The 18115-nt window shown below is 62.3% G+C and carries 20 protein-coding genes and 1 pseudogene; 7 read left to right on the forward strand and 14 right to left on the reverse strand.

From position 1 onward, the window contains the following. Positions 1–134 precede the first annotated feature (134 nt). The 7 genes and pseudogenes from EKK30_RS08125 to EKK30_RS08155 all read right to left on the reverse strand — a co-directional run bounded on the left by EKK30_RS08125 (position 135) and on the right by EKK30_RS08155 (position 6066). A complete protein-coding gene (locus tag EKK30_RS08125) occupies positions 135–806 on the reverse strand; it encodes a response regulator transcription factor (protein ID WP_290982989.1) in 672 nt (223 codons plus the stop codon). Between the two features lie 76 nt (positions 807–882). Next, positions 883–1173: a hypothetical protein gene (locus tag EKK30_RS08130; protein ID WP_290982992.1), complete on the reverse strand. Its 291-nt coding sequence runs from the start codon at positions 1171–1173 to the stop codon at positions 883–885. A 90-nt stretch (positions 1174–1263) separates the two neighbouring features. Further along, positions 1264–2082 (reverse strand): glycosyl hydrolase 108 family protein, encoded by an 819-nt coding sequence (locus EKK30_RS08135; RefSeq protein ID WP_290983337.1) that lies wholly within the window; start codon positions 2080–2082, stop codon positions 1264–1266. Then, positions 2056–2953 (reverse strand): annotated as a pseudogene (locus EKK30_RS08140) (phage portal protein); the annotation flags it as partial. The gene EKK30_RS08135 and the pseudogene EKK30_RS08140, both read right to left, overlap by 27 nt. A 324-nt stretch (positions 2954–3277) precedes the next feature. Further along, entirely contained in the window at positions 3278–4780 is a 1503-nt protein-coding gene (locus EKK30_RS08145; protein ID WP_290982994.1) for a terminase family protein, read from the reverse strand. Continuing rightward, positions 4698–5270 carry a hypothetical protein gene (locus tag EKK30_RS08150; RefSeq protein ID WP_290982997.1) on the reverse strand — a complete coding sequence of 191 codons (573 nt, stop codon included), beginning with the start codon at positions 5268–5270 and terminating at the stop codon, positions 4698–4700. The genes EKK30_RS08145 and EKK30_RS08150 overlap by 83 nt, the downstream gene beginning before the upstream one ends. Before the next feature lie 310 nt (positions 5271–5580). Further along, complete coding sequence (locus EKK30_RS08155) at positions 5581–6066, reverse strand: YcgN family cysteine cluster protein (RefSeq protein ID WP_290983000.1); 486 nt, start codon at positions 6064–6066, stop codon at positions 5581–5583. A gap of 215 nt (positions 6067–6281) precedes the next feature. Between EKK30_RS08155 and EKK30_RS08160 the strand changes: the two genes are divergently transcribed. Genes EKK30_RS08160 through EKK30_RS08170 form a run of 3 tightly spaced genes read left to right on the forward strand, consistent with a single transcriptional unit; the run spans position 6282 to position 9845 of the window. Next, positions 6282–8609, forward strand: coding sequence for a PBP1A family penicillin-binding protein (locus EKK30_RS08160; RefSeq protein ID WP_290983003.1), 2328 nt, complete (start codon positions 6282–6284; stop codon positions 8607–8609). Positions 8610–8637: 28 nt separating this feature from the next. Then, complete coding sequence (locus EKK30_RS08165; RefSeq protein WP_290983006.1) at positions 8638–9294, forward strand: DUF1214 domain-containing protein; 657 nt, start codon at positions 8638–8640, stop codon at positions 9292–9294. After that, positions 9291–9845, forward strand: a complete 555-nt coding sequence (locus tag EKK30_RS08170) for a hypothetical protein (protein WP_290983009.1) — start codon at positions 9291–9293, stop codon at positions 9843–9845. Before EKK30_RS08165 ends, EKK30_RS08170 begins: the two co-directional genes overlap by 4 nt. Before the next feature lie 110 nt (positions 9846–9955). On the opposite strand, the gene EKK30_RS08175 is transcribed toward EKK30_RS08170, so the two are convergent. The 3 genes from EKK30_RS08175 to EKK30_RS08185 all read right to left on the reverse strand — a co-directional run bounded on the left by EKK30_RS08175 (position 9956) and on the right by EKK30_RS08185 (position 11453). Continuing rightward, positions 9956–10144 (reverse strand): hypothetical protein, encoded by a 189-nt coding sequence (locus EKK30_RS08175; protein ID WP_290983012.1) that lies wholly within the window; start codon positions 10142–10144, stop codon positions 9956–9958. 205 nt (positions 10145–10349) lie between these two features. Then, positions 10350–10694, reverse strand: coding sequence for a DUF1491 family protein (locus EKK30_RS08180; RefSeq protein WP_290983014.1), 345 nt, complete (start codon positions 10692–10694; stop codon positions 10350–10352). 33 nt (positions 10695–10727) lie between these two features. Beyond that, the gene (locus tag EKK30_RS08185; protein ID WP_290983017.1) at positions 10728–11453 is read right to left on the reverse strand and encodes a peptidoglycan-binding domain-containing protein; all 726 of its coding nucleotides are present in this window, start codon (positions 11451–11453) and stop codon (positions 10728–10730) included. A 260-nt stretch (positions 11454–11713) separates the two neighbouring features. Between EKK30_RS08185 and EKK30_RS08190 the strand changes: the two genes are divergently transcribed. The 3 genes from EKK30_RS08190 to EKK30_RS08200 all read left to right on the forward strand — a co-directional run bounded on the left by EKK30_RS08190 (position 11714) and on the right by EKK30_RS08200 (position 13305). Continuing rightward, positions 11714–12106, forward strand: coding sequence for a DUF5330 domain-containing protein (locus EKK30_RS08190; protein WP_290983020.1), 393 nt, complete (start codon positions 11714–11716; stop codon positions 12104–12106). Between the two features lie 105 nt (positions 12107–12211). Further along, positions 12212–12643, forward strand: coding sequence for a SufE family protein (locus tag EKK30_RS08195; protein WP_290983024.1), 432 nt, complete (start codon positions 12212–12214; stop codon positions 12641–12643). A 368-nt stretch (positions 12644–13011) separates the two neighbouring features. After that, positions 13012–13305 carry a GIY-YIG nuclease family protein gene (locus EKK30_RS08200; RefSeq protein WP_290983027.1) on the forward strand — a complete coding sequence of 98 codons (294 nt, stop codon included), beginning with the start codon at positions 13012–13014 and terminating at the stop codon, positions 13303–13305. 233 nt (positions 13306–13538) lie between these two features. Here the strand turns inward: EKK30_RS08200 and EKK30_RS08205 are convergent, their stop codons facing one another. The 4 genes from EKK30_RS08205 to EKK30_RS08220 all read right to left on the reverse strand — a co-directional run bounded on the left by EKK30_RS08205 (position 13539) and on the right by EKK30_RS08220 (position 15564). Next, a complete protein-coding gene (locus EKK30_RS08205; RefSeq protein WP_290983030.1) occupies positions 13539–14114 on the reverse strand; it encodes a DUF6456 domain-containing protein in 576 nt (191 codons plus the stop codon). Next, positions 14105–14545, reverse strand: coding sequence for a helix-turn-helix domain-containing protein (locus EKK30_RS08210; RefSeq protein ID WP_290983033.1), 441 nt, complete (start codon positions 14543–14545; stop codon positions 14105–14107). The genes EKK30_RS08205 and EKK30_RS08210 overlap by 10 nt, the downstream gene beginning before the upstream one ends. Positions 14546–14919: 374 nt before the next feature. Beyond that, the gene (locus EKK30_RS08215) at positions 14920–15069 is read right to left on the reverse strand and encodes a hypothetical protein (RefSeq protein ID WP_290983036.1); all 150 of its coding nucleotides are present in this window, start codon (positions 15067–15069) and stop codon (positions 14920–14922) included. Positions 15070–15156: 87 nt separating this feature from the next. Then, positions 15157–15564, reverse strand: a complete 408-nt coding sequence (locus tag EKK30_RS08220; protein ID WP_290983339.1) for a MucR family transcriptional regulator — start codon at positions 15562–15564, stop codon at positions 15157–15159. A gap of 339 nt (positions 15565–15903) precedes the next feature. Between EKK30_RS08220 and EKK30_RS08225 the strand changes: the two genes are divergently transcribed. Further along, positions 15904–18075 (forward strand): S9 family peptidase, encoded by a 2172-nt coding sequence (locus EKK30_RS08225; protein ID WP_290983039.1) that lies wholly within the window; start codon positions 15904–15906, stop codon positions 18073–18075. The last annotated feature ends 40 nt before the right edge of the window (positions 18076–18115 follow it).

Consider the following 18115-nt stretch of genomic DNA (forward strand, 5'->3'; position numbering starts at 1 on the left):
GAAGCTTCTTCAGCTGAGCATCGAAGCTCAGCTGAACGTCTTCCCGGTAGAGCGCATATATTATGTAACCCGCCAGCGGCAGGGCCAGAAGTGTCCATGCTGCCGAAGTCGCAAAGAGGCGAAGAGCAAGTGAATTAAGCCTCATCCGGTCCTTGGCTCATGCGGTATCCAAGACCGCGGACCGTCTGGATCACGTCGCCTGGAATCTTCTTCCGCAGTCGGCCGATAAATACTTCGATCGTGTTCGAATCGCGATCAAAATCCTGATCATAGAGATGTTCGACCAGCTCGGTCCGCGAGACCACGCGGCCATTGTGATGCATCAGATAGGCGAGCAGACGGAATTCGTGGGAGGTCAGCTTGACGGGATTGCCCTCGCAGGTGACGCGCGCGGACTTGGTGTCCAGACGGATGGGACCGCATTCAATCTCGGATTTGGCGTGGCCGGACGCCCGGCGCACCTGGGCACGGACGCGGGCCAGCAGCTCTTCCATATGGAAGGGCTTGGCCAGGTAGTCGTCGGCGCCGGCATCCATCCCGGAGACCTTATCGCTCCAGCGGTCGCGCGCGGTCAGAATAATGACGGGCATTTTCCGGTCGCTGCGGCGCCATTGCTCGAGGACCGAGATGCCGTCGATCTTCGGCAAGCCGATATCCAAGATCACGATGTCGTAAGGCTCGGTATCGCCAAGGAAATAGCCTTCCTCACCATCGGCGGCCGTATCGACCGCGAAGCCGGCGTCCGAGAGCGCCGTGGAAAGCTGACGGTTCAAGTCCTTGTCGTCCTCAACTACCAGTGCGCGCACGGGATTCCCTCCCCTCGTGAATACGACTGCGGGTTTATAGGATGAACTCCAGCGAATGCTACCCGCAACGAACCGCCTATCGGGTTCTGGCAGTCATAACGGTCGTCCTGAGCTGTCCCGTCGGACTCCGGATCACCAGGCGATAAAAATATCCGTCGTCCGACCGGCAAAGGGTCGTCTTGACGAGTTCGCCGATGCCGTCGGCAGCGAGCGATCGGGATACCTCTTCGACCGTGATCAGGTTCTCGCGGCGAACGATCTGCCCCGCCATTCCCCAATCGGACATGCAATCGACGGCAAAACCAGGGCTGCATGGCAGCATGACTGCCGCTGCAATCGCAGACCCCGCTGTTCGCAACTCGATCATACCTTCATCCGAAAAATCGCGAGGGTTCTAAGATTATCCGATTGAATGGGCGATGAACACGTGTCTTCGGGGTCTACGAGAGAGGATCGGTTAATTTTTCCGCAGACTGATCACCGTGGAAGCCTTGAACCGGCCGTAGATGGCCAGCGTGGTGCCGAAGAGGCCGGCCACGGCCTGGACGGCGGAAATTGCCTGATCGCCGAACGTCTGGATAACGTCGGCCGGCAGGCTCACGCCCAGCGCCGGCGTCAGGAGCGGCAGGACCGTCGCCGCGGCCGTTATCAGGGTGCCCCACAGCGTCTTGGACTGGGCCCACCATTTGGCCGATTGATCAGTCGTCGTTGTATCGCTCATGGTCGTCGTTCCTTTCGCGTTGAGGGAGGGTTCAATGAGGGCGCGTGTGATGCCGTCAGCAGCCGCCCAGGACTTGCCGAGCGCCAGGGTTGCATCGACGCGCTTCAGCCAGCCGCGTCCGAACCGCCAGAAGTGCGGAAGCGCGCGATAACGTCCGCGGCGGATTTCGGCGTAGGTTTCGATGAGGTCGACGACATCGCGGCTGCCGATCGCACCAAGCGTTTGAGGTCCGATCTCACCATCGACCGTTGCGCCAGCCGCCTGGTGCAGCATTCGGATCGCAGCGCCGAGGCCGTGGTTCACGGCGGCATCGAAGTGCATAAGCGCGAGCGGGGCCGTAAAGGCCGAGCAATCCGCGGGATCGAAATAGCGGCGGCGATAGATGGCAGCGACGGTCTGATCGGAGATCGCCTGCAATTTCGCGATGAGGCTGTCGCGTGAAGCCGCATCGAGCGGCTCGCCTTCGAAGCTTGCGAAAACTTCGAGCGTGATGCCCTTGTTGGTCGCCCCGCCAGGATCGTACGGGTCATCCGAAAACGTGTTGTCGCCCGGAATGCCGAGCAGCATCGGGGGCACGCCGATCGCGAGCGCGATCTCGCGCGCGGCGGCGTTCTTGGCCTCGATGAAGTCCATGTCCTTCGGCGTCAGCGAAAGCGGCTTCCAGTCGAGGCCACCTTCCAAAAGCAGCGGACGTCCGGCAGCGCGCGCCCTGGAAGTTCGTCTCAAGCTCGCTTTTGAGGCGCGTGAACTGCTCGTCTGTCATCTGGCCGTTCGACGCCGCATAGACGAGCGCGCCTGATGGCCTGGCGGAATTGTCGAGCAGCGCCTTGTTCCAGCCCGAGGCCGTGTTGTGAATGTCGATCGCGGTGGCCGCGGCCTCGATCGGGCTCATGCCGTAGTGATCGTTGATTGGATGAAAGAGTTTCAGGTGAAGGATCGGCCGCACGCCTTCGACGGCGTCGTCGATGAAGCGCACGCTTCGTCCGCAGACGGTGTATTCGTAGCCTTCGGGCCAACCGTCGAGCCCAGGGATCACCTTCATGCGGTCGGGACGCAGGATGTGCAGCTCGCGCAGCTCGCCGTCGAGCGCGACGGCTTCCGCGTAGGCGTTGCCCGAGACGAGCAGGAAGCCGTACCAGGCTTCGAGGAAATCGGTGCCGGTGTGATCGAGGCTCGGCCGCCGGAGCAGCCCGATCAGCGGATGATCCTCGATCTCGGTCGTGCCCTCGTAGAGGAGCAAGGGGATCGAGGCGGCGGCCTCCGCTATCATGCGCACGCAGCGATAGACGATGGCATTCTGCATGAAGCCTTCGCGGGCGAAGGCGGCGTAGTCACGCGGCGCCCACACGGGCTCGCCGAGTGTGTGATAGGCGATGAGAGGGCCTACACTGCTTCCCTTCTTTTCCCCGCGAGGCGAATCTTTGATTGTGCCCGGCGACTCTCCTCCGTCGAGCCGACCGCCGGGCACGGGCGTGTTGAAAGAGTCTTCGAACATATTCGGCGACTCGCGTGGCAACAAGGACTCCGGCAGCCAGCGCGCTAGCGTTTCCGAGATCAGCGACATGAACTGTCCTTTGAAATTGCGTGGAACGGGCGCGTCGTCTCAGCGCTCCACCGTCGTGCGGACGGAGCGCGGCGAGGCTGTTCGGGGATTCAGCGTAAGAAGCACCTTAGGCTCACCGGTGCGTCTGCGACGAGTCCTGCGCTGGATCCCCGGCCGTCGCATACGCGCGACCGAGGATGACGAAGATCAAAGCATCCGTACCGATGGCTTGGTCGTATCGCTCAAGAGCAAGTCAGTGATGGCCCAGACGAGCGCGTCGGCGCGATCGGGGCTGCGGCCGCGCATCGTGCCATCGGCGCCGAACGAACACATCTGATCTTCCAGCGCATCGAAGCGCCCGACGTGCGCCACGCGGCCTTCGGCGTAAAGCGCGGCGACCGGCTCGGCGCGAACCCATTTTCCCCGCGTGGCGCGAACCTTCACGACGGGGAAATTCTCGCGAAATCGCTGCAGCACGGAGATCACGAGATCGCCGCCCTGATTGACTTCCGCCACCATGCGGTCGGCTTCGAAATCATCGAACGCGCCCAGCGCCGCATGCGCCCAGACTTCCGGCGTTCGTCCCTGGATCGTGCGATCGGCAAGAACGTAGGCTCGTTTGTCGACGCCCAAACCGGCGACGACAATTCCACACGCGTCCGATGACGCCGTCGCGGTGACGGGCGGATCGAGCGCGACGACGATGCGCTGCATGTCGGGCGTGGTTTCGACGCGCGCTTCCTCGATCCAGTGCCGGCGCCAGAGGCCATCGCTGGGGTCCTCGACGATCTCACCCAGGAGTTCCTGGCGGCCGATCGCGGAGCCCGCATAGCGGCGCGTCATCTCGGCCAAGAACGATGGCGCGAGGTTCATCGCATTGTCCGCTGTCGCAAGGTTGACGGTCACGGTCGCTTCGTCCGCCATGATCTGCTTCAACAGCTTCGTCGCGCGCGGCGTCGTCGTCACGCACATGCGCGGCGCATCGCCAAGACGGAGCGCGAACTGCAGCATGTCCCACGCCTTCTCCGCGCCGCGCCACTTGGCGAGTTCATCGCACCACGCGGCGGTGAACTGCGGACCGCGCAGTGCTTCGGCTTCATCGGCCGAGAACAGCTCCGCGATGGCACCGTTCGGCCAGGTCAGGCGACGCTTCGAAGGTTTGAACTCGGGCCGCTCGTGCGCCGGATGGATCGCGAGCAGACCGGATTGACCTTCGATCATGACGTTGCGAACGTCGGCGAGCGTTTTGCCCACGAGCGCTATTCTTGGTGAGTCTTTTGTTTGTGCTCGGCGACTCCGCTCCGCGGAGCCGGCCGCCGAGCACGCGCTTGCATCTTCGGCACGGGCCACGGAGCGTATCCACTCGGCGCCTGCCCTCGTCTTGCCGGAACCGCGGCCGCCGAGAAGCAGCCAGACTCTCCATGCTTTTGCGCCTTGCGACTCTGCTTCGCAGAGCCGGCCGCAAGGCGCGGCCTTGTTGGGCGAGTTTTGCGCAACATCGAGCGCACCGGGCGGCTGGCTCCCCGCAGGGGAGTCGCCGGGTGCAATCGATAAGGGCGCCAGCTGATCGTCGCGGGCCCAGATTTCCCAGTCGTGCGCGATGAAGTGCAGCTCTTCGCGCGTCAACTCATTCAGATCGTCGGACAGACGCCCGCTTGCGATTGAGGCGCTCAAGACGTTCCGCAATTTCGCGGCGTAGGTCTTCCGCATGGGCGAGCGCCTCCTTGTTTTTGGCATCTCCTCCCGATGTCTTCCGCTTCGTCATCTCGCGTTGCATCTCAACGGCTTTCTCCAATGCGTTGACCATCTGCGACAGAGCCCGCGAGGCGCGCTCGCGATCCTGGGACGTGAGCCCCTTTTGCTTCTCGAGCTTCGTCAGCTCGCCGTCGATCGTGTTGTAGACACGCTGAACGAGGGATTTTTTTGTTGGCGCTCGGCGACTCGCGTTCCGCGAGCCGGCCGCAGCGCGCGGGCTTGGATCTTCTTCCGTCGGAGCAGCTGATTGTTCGGCCACCTTCGTAGCCTTCGCGGCTTTCGTCGGCGGCTTCGTTTCCGCGTGATCGTCGCGTGCGGTCTTCGCCGCCGTGCTGGAGCGCGAAGCCGTGCGCCGCGCCGCCGACTTTGCTGCCGCCGAGCGATCCTCCTTCGTCGAGCCCGTCGCTCGGCGCGCAGAGTTCGCAGCGCGTGGGCTTGCCGCCATCCGCCGCCACCTTCCGAATTGTGCTGGAGCCGCAGCGTGCGACGGAGCGGCTGAGCCGCAAATCCCGTGTCTCACACTTTCCGCATTATACAGGAATGATGCCCGAGAAGCGTCGCGCTGTCAACGGGAAAAACGATCCAACTCATTGAATTTATTTTATAAAATCAAAGGCCGCAGCAAAATCTTTCCATTATAATTTCGCGCAACTCGGCGGGGATAAGTTTTTTCGCTGCGAACGAGCATGGCGTCGAACACTGGCATCCTCCGCACAAGCCCGGGATGACATCGTTCGGTCGGCTCGCGTTGAGCGCTACTCCGCAGCGGGACGGGCCCGCTCGGCTTCCTCGGGGAGGTCGGGGATGATGTACTTCCAGTAGTTCTCCTGCTTCACGCGGCGTTCGCTCATGGCGAAGCTGCGAACGGAGATTCCGGCCTGGTGCACGGTTTCGGGCGTTCCCGAGACGAGCGGATGCCACCAGGGGAGATCGCCCCCTTCCCCGACGATGCGATAGGCGCAGGTCTTGGGCAGCCACGACAGCTCGCGGGCACGCGCTATGTCGATTTCCAGGCAATCGGGCATCTTGAGGAAGCGGTTGGGATAATCCTTGCAGCGGCAGGTGCGCACATCGAGCATGCCGCAGGAAAGCCGCGTCAGATAAATCTCGGCCGTGTCTTCGTCCTCGAGCTTGACGAGGCAGCAACGCCCGCAGCCGTCGCACAGAGCTTCCCACTCCTCGCGGCCCATCTGTTCGAGGGTTTTCGTGCGCCAGAACGGTGGATCGTTGCCGTCCAACATCAGGTGTTGCTCTTCCCTTCCGCCCGCTCTCGGGATAACCACAATTTTGTCGACTTGCGACGCCTAACGTCCGCAAACTAACCACGGCGGCGCGTTCGGTGGAGCGCGTCGCAATTGGTGTTGCGAATAAGACTCGCAGTAAAGGGCTTAAGCCCGCGTCTCACTTGTGACAAGAGCGACTTAATGAGTTCGGCGCGGGCAAGGGGTAGCGCTTTTTGAACGACTGGTTCCACAAGCAGGGCGGCAGGGATCGCTTCATCGACTGGCTGGCGCTTGATTCCAAGATCAACGCGACGCTGGGAGAGGCTTGGTCGCGGACGAAGGATTATTGGAACGCTGGCTCGAGCTATTTCGCGCGGTTCCAGCTCGTCGGGTGGCGGCGACTGCTCAACGAGTTCGCCTCAGAAAGTCTGACGATGCTGTTCGGCGGTTTCGTCGTTCTGTACGGGCTGGCGCTGCCCGCCTTCCAGGAGTTCGACGAAAGCAAGTTCCTGACCGGCCGCTACGCGGTGAAGTTCCTCGACATCAACGGCAACGAGATCGGCAAGCGCGGCATCCTTCACAACGACTCCGTCCCCTTGAGCGAGATCCCGGATGTGCTCATCAAGGCGACGCTCGCGACCGAGGATCGCCGCTTCTTCGAACATTACGGCGTCGACGTGCTGGGCACGATGCGCGCGCTCGTCACCAACGTGCAGGCCAATGAGGTCGTGCAAGGCGGCTCGACGCTGACGCAGCAGCTGGCAAAGAACCTGTTCCTCTCGTCGGAGCGATCGCTCCAGCGAAAGGTCAAAGAGCTGTTTCTCTCGTTCCTGCTCGAGAGTCGATATTCCAAGCGCGAAATCCTAAAGCTCTATTTTGACCGCGCGTATATGGGCGGCGGCACGTTCGGAGCGGAAGCTGCCTCGCAGTATTATTTCGGCAAGTCGGTCCGCGACATCAACATGGCGGAAGCGGCGGTGCTCGCCGGACTGTTCAAGGCGCCGACCAAATATTCGCCGCTCGTCGATCTTGCGGCATCACGGGCGCGCACCAATCAGGTGCTCGATAACCTCGTCGAGGCGGGCTACTACACCGCCGGCCAGGTGCACGCGGCGCGAATGAACCCGGCGAAGATCGTCGAAGCGCGGGCGTCGGCCAGCCCAGACTGGTTCCTCGATTGGGCGTACGAGGAAGTGCAGCGCATCGCCGACGGCAAGAACCAATTCGTGCTGACGGCGCGTACCACGGTCGACCTCACGCTGCAGCGGCAAGCTGAAGAAGCGCTCGCCGCCGCGCTGCGCAAGGAAGGTCGCGACAATCATTTCAGCTCAGGCGCCATCGTCGTCACCGAGACGGACGGACGGGTGAAGGCGATCGTCGGCGGTCCGGATTACGGCGAGAGCCAGTTCAACCGCGCGACGCACGCCAAACGCCAGCCGGGCTCATCGTTCAAGATCTACGTGTACGCGGCGGCGATGGAGAACGGCTATACGCCCGAGACGATCGTGCGCGACGCATCGCGGTCATGCGGGAACTGGTCGCCCTCGAACTATGGCGGCGGTGGCGGCTCGGGCGCGCGCATACCTTTGTGGGAAGCGCTGGCGAAATCCTTGAACACCGTCGCGGCCGAACTTTCCTTCGCGGTCGGCCGCGAGAAGGTGATCGAGATGACGAAGCGGCTCGGCATCGAAGGCGTGAAGAAGACGTGTTCGATGGCGCTCGGCGACGGCGGCATCACGGTGCTCGAACACACGGGCGGCGTGGCGACGTTCGCCAACGGTGGAAAGTACGCCAAGCCTTACGGCATTCTCGACATCACCACATCCAAGGGCGACCTGCTCTATTCCCGCGAGCGCGATGAGCCTCCGCCGCGCCAGGTCGTGTCGCGGCATGTCGCGGAAGAAATGAACGTCATGCTCAATCGCGTCGTGACGCAGGGCACCGGCGGCATGGCCAATCTCGATTTCACCAACGTTGCCGGCAAGACGGGAACCTCGACCGGTCCGAAGGACGCTTGGTTCATGGGCTTCACCGGCAAGTACGTGGCCGGCGTCTGGCTCGGCAACGACGACAACCGGCCGATGCGTGCCGGCGTGACCGGCGGCCATCAAGCAGCGCCGGTTTGGCACGATCTCATGACGGTCGCGCACGCCGACATGAATATCCCGACGATCCCTGGATTGCCCCCGCATCCGCGTCAGGTGGAAGAGCAGCAGCGCCTGGCCGAGGTTCGGGCGCAGCAGGTCGCCGCGGGTCTTACGCCGGCGCAGACCGATGCATCCAAGCCGCCGAGTGTGATGCCGTCCAAGACGCGCGACGCCTTGAAGATGCTCGTCAGCGCGCTGCGCAAAGCCAACGGCGAAGCTCCCGCGGCTGTCACGCCGGCCGGCGGCGGCGAGCCTTCGCGCGTTCCGCAGCCTGACGATCCTAAGCAGGCGCCGCAACCCGCGACGCGCCCCGATCGCCGCGCTACGCTCTTCGATACCTCGCACGACGACCTTTCGATGCCGGCAGCCGCGCCGCCGTCCGGTGGGCGGACCTCGGCGACGGCGGTGCCCTGAACACGGATGCGATAGGAACCCAGCGACCGTGGCATCGATCGAAGCCAACTCCCCAGTAGCCCCGACGCGATTGAGCGTCGTGCGCGCGATCATCGCGATCCTCGTACGCGCCGTCACCGTGCTGATGGTGCTCGCGCTCGCGATCGCGACCGGCCTTTGGACAAGCCGATACATGATCGATCGCGGCTCGCCGCTTTCCTCCGACATGTACGGTCCGTGGCAGCAATGGCGCGATATCGGCCGCGAGAGCGCCGACCCTTATACGAAGGCGCACATGATCGCCACCGGCAAGCTTCGCATTTCCGCCGACAGCGCCGGTGTGTTCGAAGCGAAAACGGATTCGCAAGGCGCGCGACTTCACTCGTCGTGCAATTACATCATCGACGGCGCCAACATGCGCGGACTGTGGTGGAGCCTCGCCGTGTTCGACGCGCGCGGCAACCTCATCCACAACGACGCCGACCGCTACGAGTTCACGGCCGATACCATCGCGCCCAGTCCGAACGGATCGTTCGTGGTTTCGCTCGGACGCGACGCGAGGCCAGGCAACTGGCTGCCGACGAGCGGTGCGGGCCGTCTCGTCCTCGTCTTCACGGTGCTCGATCCGGCGACCGGCCTTTCCGCCGAAGAGCGCGCGGAGCGCAACAAGCATCTGCCCATCATCAAGCGCGAGGGCTGCTCATGAAGCCGCTCAAGGGTTTCGACTGGCGGTTGCTCGCGATCTTCATCCTGCTCGCCGGGATCGTGCATCTCGTCGCCACCTTCCTCGCCGTGAACGACACGCGGCGCTCGGCCTATTCACGGCTGACGCAGGAATATCCGGCCAACACGATGACGATTGCCGACGCGGTCGCGCCTCAGCATCAGCCGCTGCCCTTCATGGCGCCGGATGCGCGCTATGCGTTCTGTCCGTTCGAAACGAAGAACGGGACGATGCGGGTGCGCGCGCTGCTTCCGGATCTCGGTTGGACGGTCGGCGTGTATTCGCCGGATGGAACCAACCTTTATTTCGCTGCAGCCTCAGCCGATCGGGAGACGACGATCGATCTGTCGATTGTGCCTTCCGACGATCGCTTCATGGGCCTTCCTGCGACGAGCGCCGGCGTCGATCCGCAGCAGACGATCGCGGCGGCAAAGGGATTGATCGTCGTGCGGGCTCCCGACAAGGGCGAGCCCTATCGCTCCGACGAACTCGTCGCGCTTTCCAAGGCCTCGTGCCGACGCGACGGCGCGTGATTTCGGATTTCCCTTACGAGGCGCTGTATCGCGCTCTCCGTTCGCAACGGCGGCAGGCGTGAATTGCCTCGACACCCCATGCGAGCTTTAGATTTCAACTCGAGGCGTCGTCAGCTCTCGAGGTCGAGCTCGTCGCGATGACGCTTGGCTTTGCGCTGGTCTTCGACGTCGTCGCTGTGCCGCTCATAACGTACGCCGGGAAAGAAAACGATTTCCGCGGAGGCCGATGCATCGCACGCTGCAAGCACGGATGCGGCCGTCGGTCTCGGTGCAAATTTGAATTCCAAAATCGTTGCCATGCGCCATCCCCCAAGGGACGCGAAACTTAGCTCGCGCCGTACGGCATTCCCCGCCATCAAGGCTCCCGCCACGGGATCACTGATTGCGAAACGGAGCGTGGCGAGTATGCGCTGCTGCCGTCAGAATCATCGCATCACTATGAATTAAGGTCGGCGTCGAGTTAATGGTTTGTAAACGCGAGACGAATGTTGGCGCCGACTGTTGCTATTTCATCAATTCATCGCCGAGGAAGTGGCGGCCTTCGCGATCCTCGATTTCGACGACCCAGATGTCGCTATCGAAACTCGCTTCGCGACTGAGCATCGAATCCGCTTCGGCTTCCGGCACGAACTCGCTCTTGAAGCGCGGCACCCAACGCCGGTCGATGTCGACTTCTTCGAGACCTGCGGGCGCCGGTGAAAATACCGCGGCCATTCTGTCTGCGCGCACGATCTTGATGAAGATGGCGCCGGCGTCGTCGTCGCCATGGCGCGCGATCACGCCATTGGCGCCGTTGTAGAGGCAGCGGCGCAGATAGGCTTTGACCCAGATTTCCGATTTCAGACGCATCAGGCGACGTTAGCAGGCGATGCACAAGAATCGCTAGCGCTTCGATGCTTTGGCGATCGCCTCGCGCCGCGCCTTGGGTTCGCTCTGGAGGCGAAGCAGACGGCTTTCCATCGGACCGGAGATGCGGCCGGTGGGCTTCAATTTCTGGTCCGTCTCGAATTCGCGGATGGCGCGCGAGAACTCCGGCGTCAGGGCTGAGCCCGTCACGCCCGTCTGGTAGCCAAGCGCGGAGAGCTGCTGCTTCACCGTGCGAACGAAGCTTTCGCCATCGGGCGACATGGTCTTGCCCGGTCGCGCGGCGTTCGGCGGCAAGGACGAACTGCCGAGAATGAGCTGGCTCAAGAGCTGATCGCTCGGCTGGCCGGTGAGCACGAGGCCGTTGTCGTATTCGTAGGCGAAGATCGCGGCACGCGTGACGAGTCCCAGCACGCCGTCGGCAGGACCTGCCTCGTAATTGATGTTGTTGAGTTCGCGCTGGACGCCCTTGGTGATGTCGGCGCGGTCGGAATCGTCGCTGACGCTCAGCGGTCCGGGCGGTAGAGGCGCGGCATCAGCGGTTTGTGCCGCACCAGGGCCGGGCGCCGTCGGACCGAGTGACAAACCGGGGCCATCGACCCACGAAGTCCGGTCGGTGATCCCGCCCGTCTCGATCGCGCTGCCTTTGCCGCCGGTGTTCTGGAAGACGAGCATGTTCAGAGCCACGCTTGTCGTTGCAAGCAACGACAGGATAGCTGCGAGCTTTCGATCCCTTTCGGTCATGCTGCGGCCCGTCCCTCTTTGCCCCCGCCCGCGAGTATCGCGGCCAGCCGTTAAGACCTCCTTAACTCTCGAAATAAACCAGACGGAATGCGCGCACTAAATCCCGTAAAATTTGAAGTAAATCCGCTTCAAATTGCGGGTCGTGGGCTAGCTTAACCTTGATGCGCGGCTGGTATGGATGAGCGTAGAGGGAACGGCCTCGTTCAATCCGCTTCACGTGCCGGGGACATGCCCGGCCGTCAGACGCGAAGGTTTGTGTCATGGGTTTGTTGCGTTTAGCCACCGTCGCCGCGATCGCGATCGCACTGCTTCCTTCCGACAAGGAACAGCAGCAGCGGCTTTATCAGCGTGCGGGCGACACCGCCGAGTGGGTCGTCACCTTCTGCGATCGAAACGCCACTGTTTGCGCGAAGAGCGCCGAGTTGTGGACCCAATTCGTCGCCAAGGCGCAGTTTGGCGCTCAGCTCGCCTATGATATGGCGCGCGAGCGTTACGCGAATTCAGGATCTATGAGCAACGCGAGCCTGCGTCTCGACGACACGAACGGGACGACCGTTGCTCCCGCGGTGCTCGAGCGCGACAGCGGCACTCTGACGCCCTTCGACAAAGCGGCGGACTGGCGCGGCAAACGCGCACCCCACAACGGCATCTAAAGCCAGTTCTGGTCGGGCGCCTGCTCCGGCCTTGCTCTCTCCCCGCCCTGCGACCTATGTGTAAGGTGAACGATCCGCTAACGCGGATCATGCTGGGCGTTTCGCATGACCATTGAAGATATCCGCGCCGACTTCGCGATGCTCGACGATTGGGAAGATCGTTACCGCTACGTTATCGAGCTCGGCCGCGCGCTGCCGCCTCTCCCCGCCGAGTTGAAGACCGACGCCAACAAGGTGCGCGGGTGTGCCAGTCAAGTGTGGCTCGCGACGAAGCGCAGCGGCAATCCCGATGACCCCAAGCCCAGCGATAAGCTCGAGATGCAGGGCATGAGCGATGCCCACATCGTGCAGGGCCTCATCGCGTTGCTCTTCATCATCTACGAGGGCAAGACGCTGGACGAGATCCTGAAGACGGATGCCGAGGGAATCTTCGCGAGCCTCGGACTGAAGGAACACCTGACGCCACAGCGATCCAACGGGCTTGCCTCGATGATGAAGCGCATCAGGTCCGACGCCTCGGAGATGCTCGCGGCGTAGGGCCCGGCCTTTTTCGAACACGCTGAAGAGGCCGCTTGGTAGAGCTCAGTTTGCGGCTCTGGATGGCCGCTCGAGGGCGGCCATGGAGTTTTTTGGCAGGTCAGTGGAAGTCGGCGCCCCAGTGTCTGAGAGCCGCAACGTGAATGATTGTTTCAACGTCCCTCGCGGCATTGCTCATTGCCGGTGCGTCTCGGAGCGGCAATCCGGGATTGCTGTCACTTCGCACACTCTCACTCTCACTTCCACTTCTCACTTCTCACTTCTCACTTCTCACTTCTCACTTCTCACTTCTCACTTCTTGCATTCTCTCCTTCGTGCCTTCCATCACTCCATGGCCGGGCTCGACCCGGCCATCCAGGGCGCACCCCGTGAGCGAGCAGTTTTACGTTTACATCATGGCCAACAAGCGCAATGGGACGATCTACATCGGCGTGACCAACAATCTTGCCCGCCGCGTCTATGAGCACGCCAACAGCCTCGTTCCCGGCTTCACCTCCCGCTACGGACTGAAGATGCTCGTGTACTACGAAGTCTTCGATTCCATTTCTCTGGCGATCCAGCGCGAAACCAGTCTCAAACGCTGGCCCCGGCGTTGGAAGCTCGAGCTGATTGAAAAGACAAACCCGCAATGGAAGGATTTGGCTGAAGAGGCCGCTTGGTAGAGCTCAGTTTGCGGCTCTGGATGGCCGCCTCAAGGGCGGCCATGGAGTTTTGAGGGTAGGCACTATGGGGGATCTCCCCGTCGTGTCTTGAAGTTCAGCGCCTGCGGTATGCTCCACGCGGCCTGTCTCGGATGGGCATTCCGAGGTTGCTGCCGCTTCACACTTCGCACACTCCATACGTCGTTTTACACTTCTCACTCCTTACCTCGAGCGCGCGCGGTCTGGAATGCGGTTCAACCGGCGCCGTCGATCTCGGGGCGATAGTCGCTCGCGCCCCAGTGGCGGATGCGGACGGGCTGATCGCGCGTCTCGCTTGCAGCGGGAGGGACCATGCCGTAATGGCGCGCAAGCTGGCGCAGCGCGATCTGCAGAATGATCTTACCGGAACGCTGCGGCCAGCCGCTTGCCTTCTCGCTCGCCTCCAATCCCTTCAGATGGCAGCACACGTCGATCAGTACACCGGCGAGATCGGGGCCGACCGCCGCAAGCGCCCGCTTCACGCGCTCTTTCGCAGCAACTACGGAATCGCGAATGTCGGGTCCAATGTCGGGAGCGCCCTTGCCGCCGCCACCACCCGAAAGCAGCAGCGACCAGTTCGCCGTTGTCCTCGGCGTCATCTGCGCGAACCAGAAGTCGGCACGCAGCTTTTCCCCCGCATCGAACTCGGCGTCGGCGAGCATCGGCTGGCCGTCCTTGTCCCTGCGGCGCGCAAGCCAGGCGAGCGGACTTTCGGCGAGATTACGGTGCGGCGCTGCTGCTTCCTCGCAGGTGCGCGCGGCTGCGCGGCGGCGAGCGGATTTCATAGCCATTCGTGTTCCCCGGTTCTTGTGGAGGCGCGCAAGCGATCGCGACTGGGCACGCGGAGGACCAACGTCGGCAGAGCCCAACTCAGCAGGTCGAGTGCACGATCGAAGTTCGGATCGTCGCGGCGATATTCGACCTTGAGACAGGCATGAGAGACCGTCGTCCGGTCACGGCCGAACATCGCGCCGACCTCGGTCAAGGTCATTCCGCAGCAAACATGCGCAAGGTACATCGCGACCTGGCGTGCTTCGGCGATATCGCGAACACCGCGCGTTCCATGCCAAAGGCCTTCCGCATCGACACCGAAAACCGTCGATATCGCAAGGTCGATTGCCAGGCGCCTTTCATCCTGACCGAAGTGGGCAGGCGCTTCGGCAGAAGCGGCGGACAAGTGGCGCATCTTGCGCGCCGCGGATAGCGAAGCACGAAACATCATTCCTTCCCGGAGACCGAGAGCCTCTCGCTCTTTCCGCTTCTCCGCGGCGTGCGCGCTCTCTCTCATCGTTCGTTGCAGCTGTGACATCGCGGGAAGAATACGGGCGCCTCAAAGGGCGGGGATAAGTTTTTTTCCGACGCGCCCGTTCACCTTAGTCGCGCGGGGCGGCAGAAAAGTTATCCCCGCTCCGGGCGCGTGGCTCACACTTCCCCGCTATGCAGAAACGCGTTCCGAAAAGAGACAGAGCAACGCTGACGCACGCAGTGCACAGCGATGTTCGCAATTCAGAGTCCAGTTGCTGGCTCGACCTCGTCAGAATTTTACCGGTTTGGCCGAAAGATCTGAGCGATCGCTCGCCGGCCGGGCGAATGCACCTAATCGCGATCATCGAGCGGGAAGTGCGCAAGGAGCGGCGCCTCGGTAACGCGGGCAGCCATTCGTACGACCTCGCCCGGCATGCGAAGCTCGCGCGCCTCCTGAAAGGGGAACGTCGCGACCTGGTGGCCCTTCATCGCAAGGAGCAATGCGCAGCAGCCTATCGAGATGCAACAAGACGCGCGCGTTCGGTCCGGTTCACCGCACTTCAGAGTGAATAAGAAAGTGGAGGGCTCTCAGCGCTCACGCCGGGTGCCAAGGCCCATCTTCTTGGCGAGCTGAGAGCGCGCGTTGGCGTAATTCGGAGCCACCATCGGATAGTCGGGCGGCAGGCCCCATTTCTCCCGATACTCTTCCGGCGACAAGTTGTAGTGGGTGCGCAGGTGCCGCTTCAGCGATTTGAACTTCTTGCCGTCTTCAAGGCAAATGATGAAGTCCGGCATGACGGATTTCTTGACGGCGATCTTGGGTTTGGACTCGTCGCGCTCGGGCTGGACCGTCCGCCCCGCCGCCCGGCTCAAAGCCGCATGCGTCTCGGCGATGAGGTTTGGAAGCTCGTTCGAAGCGATTGAATTGTTGCTGACGTAGGCGGCGACGATCGTTGCCGTGATGGTCACGAGCTCAGGCGGTCCCGAACTATCCATGCGCTTGTCTTCCGCTTCTTCCGCCGGCCGATAACCGGCCCCCGACCGTCCGTCCATATCGACATTCCGCCGCTGCGTCTCTTCCGAGAATGGCCGATAGTGATCTTTACGTTACGAGCGCAATTCGAGCGTTCAACTCCGCTCCACTTGCGAAAGCTTTGACTACAGGACGCCAGCATTGTCAATCGGACCTCAAAAGTAGATTACGACATTGCTAATTCTTGAGGATAGCCCCACTTCATTTGATCATTACTGCGACACTCCCGGCGTGTTGACGCATTTGCTTCGGCGGCCGAGAACCGTCTCGCCCCGTAACCAAGCTTGAAGGTAATCAGCCCGATGACCGGCTCCATCTCAGCCACGACGAACGCCGCGCAGGCCGCTGAGGAGAGCGCATCTCCTTCGCCGCCGGTCGCCCGACGCGTGCCCGCGGTGTCCACGCATCATGGGGTAACGCTCAGCGACGACTATGCCTGGATCCGGGCGGACAACTGGCAGGAGGTGATGCGGAACCCTCAGGTGCTCGCCGAGGAGATCCGCAGCCATCTCGAAGCGGAGAATGCCTATACGAACGCAACGCTCGCGGACACGGAGCCGCTGCGCGAGACACTTTTCAAGGAGATGAAGGCGCGTCTCAAGGAAGACGATCAACAGGTGCCGCAGCCGGATGGACCGTTCGAGTATTTCCCCCGGTTCGTCAAAGGTGGGCAGTACGCGCAACTTTGCCGGATCCCTCGCGGCGGCTCTGTCAGCGCCGCGGAAGTGCTGCTGGACGGCAACAAGGAAGCGGAAGGCAAGAGCTATTGGGATCTCGGCGCGACTTCGCACACCAACGATCACAAGCTGCTGGCCTACGCGACCGACGACAAAGGGTCGGAGCTTTACACGGTTCGCATCCGCGACCTCGCGAGCGGGCAAAATCTCGCGGATGAGATTCCCGATACGCATGGCAGCCTCGAATGGTCGAGCGACGGCCGCACGCTTTTCTACATCAAGGTCGACGAGCACCAGCGTCCGCTGTTCGTCTATAGCCACGTGCTCGGCACGCCCGTGTCGGAAGACAAGCTGGTCTATGAGGAGAAGGATTCAGGTTTCTTCGTCGGACTTTCGGCGACGCAGTCGCAGAAGTTCATTCTCATCGACATCCACGATCACGATACGAGCGAAGTTCGCTTGATCGATGCGGATGCTCCAGATGCGGAGCCGAGGCTTGTCGCGCCGCGCCGTGTGCAGCATCAGTACAGCGTCGAGCATCATGGCCAGCATCTGATCATCGCCACCAACTCCAACGGCGCGGAGGACTTTCGCGTGGTGATCGCGCCGGTCGCCTCTCCGGGAGAGGAGAACTGGCGTGAGATCGTCGCCCACAAGCCAGGGCGGCTTATTGTCGATGTCAGCGTGTTCGAGAACTTCGTGACGCGGCTCGAGCGCGAGGAGAGCTTGCCGCGCATCGTGATCACGCCGATCAAGCCCGGCGCAAGCGCGGAGGATTTCTTCGATCTTGGAGGCGAGCACAGCATTGCCTTCGAGGAAGAAGCGTACGCGCTTGGCATGAGTTCAGGCTACGAGTTCGATACGACGCGCATCCGCTTCACGTACTCATCGCTCACGACGCCCGCCGAAACCTACGACTACGACATGGCCACGCGCGAGCGGACCCTCCGGAAGCGGCAAGAGATTCCGAGCGGGCACAATCCGGCGGACTATGTGACTCGCCGCCTTCTCGCGCCAGCCAAGGACGGCGCGCTCGTCCCCGTTACGCTGCTCTACAAGAAGACCACGCCACTCGATGGCTCGGCGCCGCTGTTTCTCTACGGATACGGCGCCTACGGCATCGCGATGCCGGCTTCGTTCTCGACGGCGCGGCTGTCGCTCGTCGATCGCGGTTTCATCTTTGCCATCGCGCATATTCGCGGCGGCAAGGACAAGGGCTATCGCTGGTACACCGACGGCAAGATGAAGAACAAGAAAAACACCTTCACTGACTTCATCGCGGCCGGCGAGCATCTGATCGCGCAAGGCTTCACGACGCGCGGGCGTGTCGTTGCGAACGGCGGCTCGGCGGGCGGCATGCTGATGGGCGCGATCGCCAACATGGCGCCAGATCTGTTTCTCGGCATCATCGCCGATGTGCCGTTCGTCGACGTCTTGAACACAATGCTCGACAAGGATCTGCCGCTGACCCCGCCGGAGTGGCCGGAATGGGGAAATCCGCTGACCAGCAAGGGTGACTTCGACTACATCCGCAGTTACTCGCCCTACGACAATGTCGAAGCGAAGGATTATCCGCATATCCTCGCGCTTGCCGGCCTAACCGATCCGCGCGTGACCTATTGGGAGCCGGCAAAGTGGATCGCGAAAATGCGCGCGCTCAACACGAGCCGTAATCTGGTGCTGCTCAAGACCAACATGGGCGCAGGGCACGGTGGCGCATCGGGCCGCTTCGACGGCTTGAAGGACACCGCTTTCAACTTCGCCTTCGCTTTGAAGATTGCTGGGTTAGGAGGCTAGAGGGCGCGCGAGCGCTCTCCGCTCCATCTGAATTTTAAAG

Origin of the sequence: Hyphomicrobium sp. (assembly GCF_003987855.1) — a bacterium.
In the GTDB taxonomy this organism is placed as follows: Bacteria; Pseudomonadota; Alphaproteobacteria; order Rhizobiales; family Hyphomicrobiaceae; genus Hyphomicrobium_B.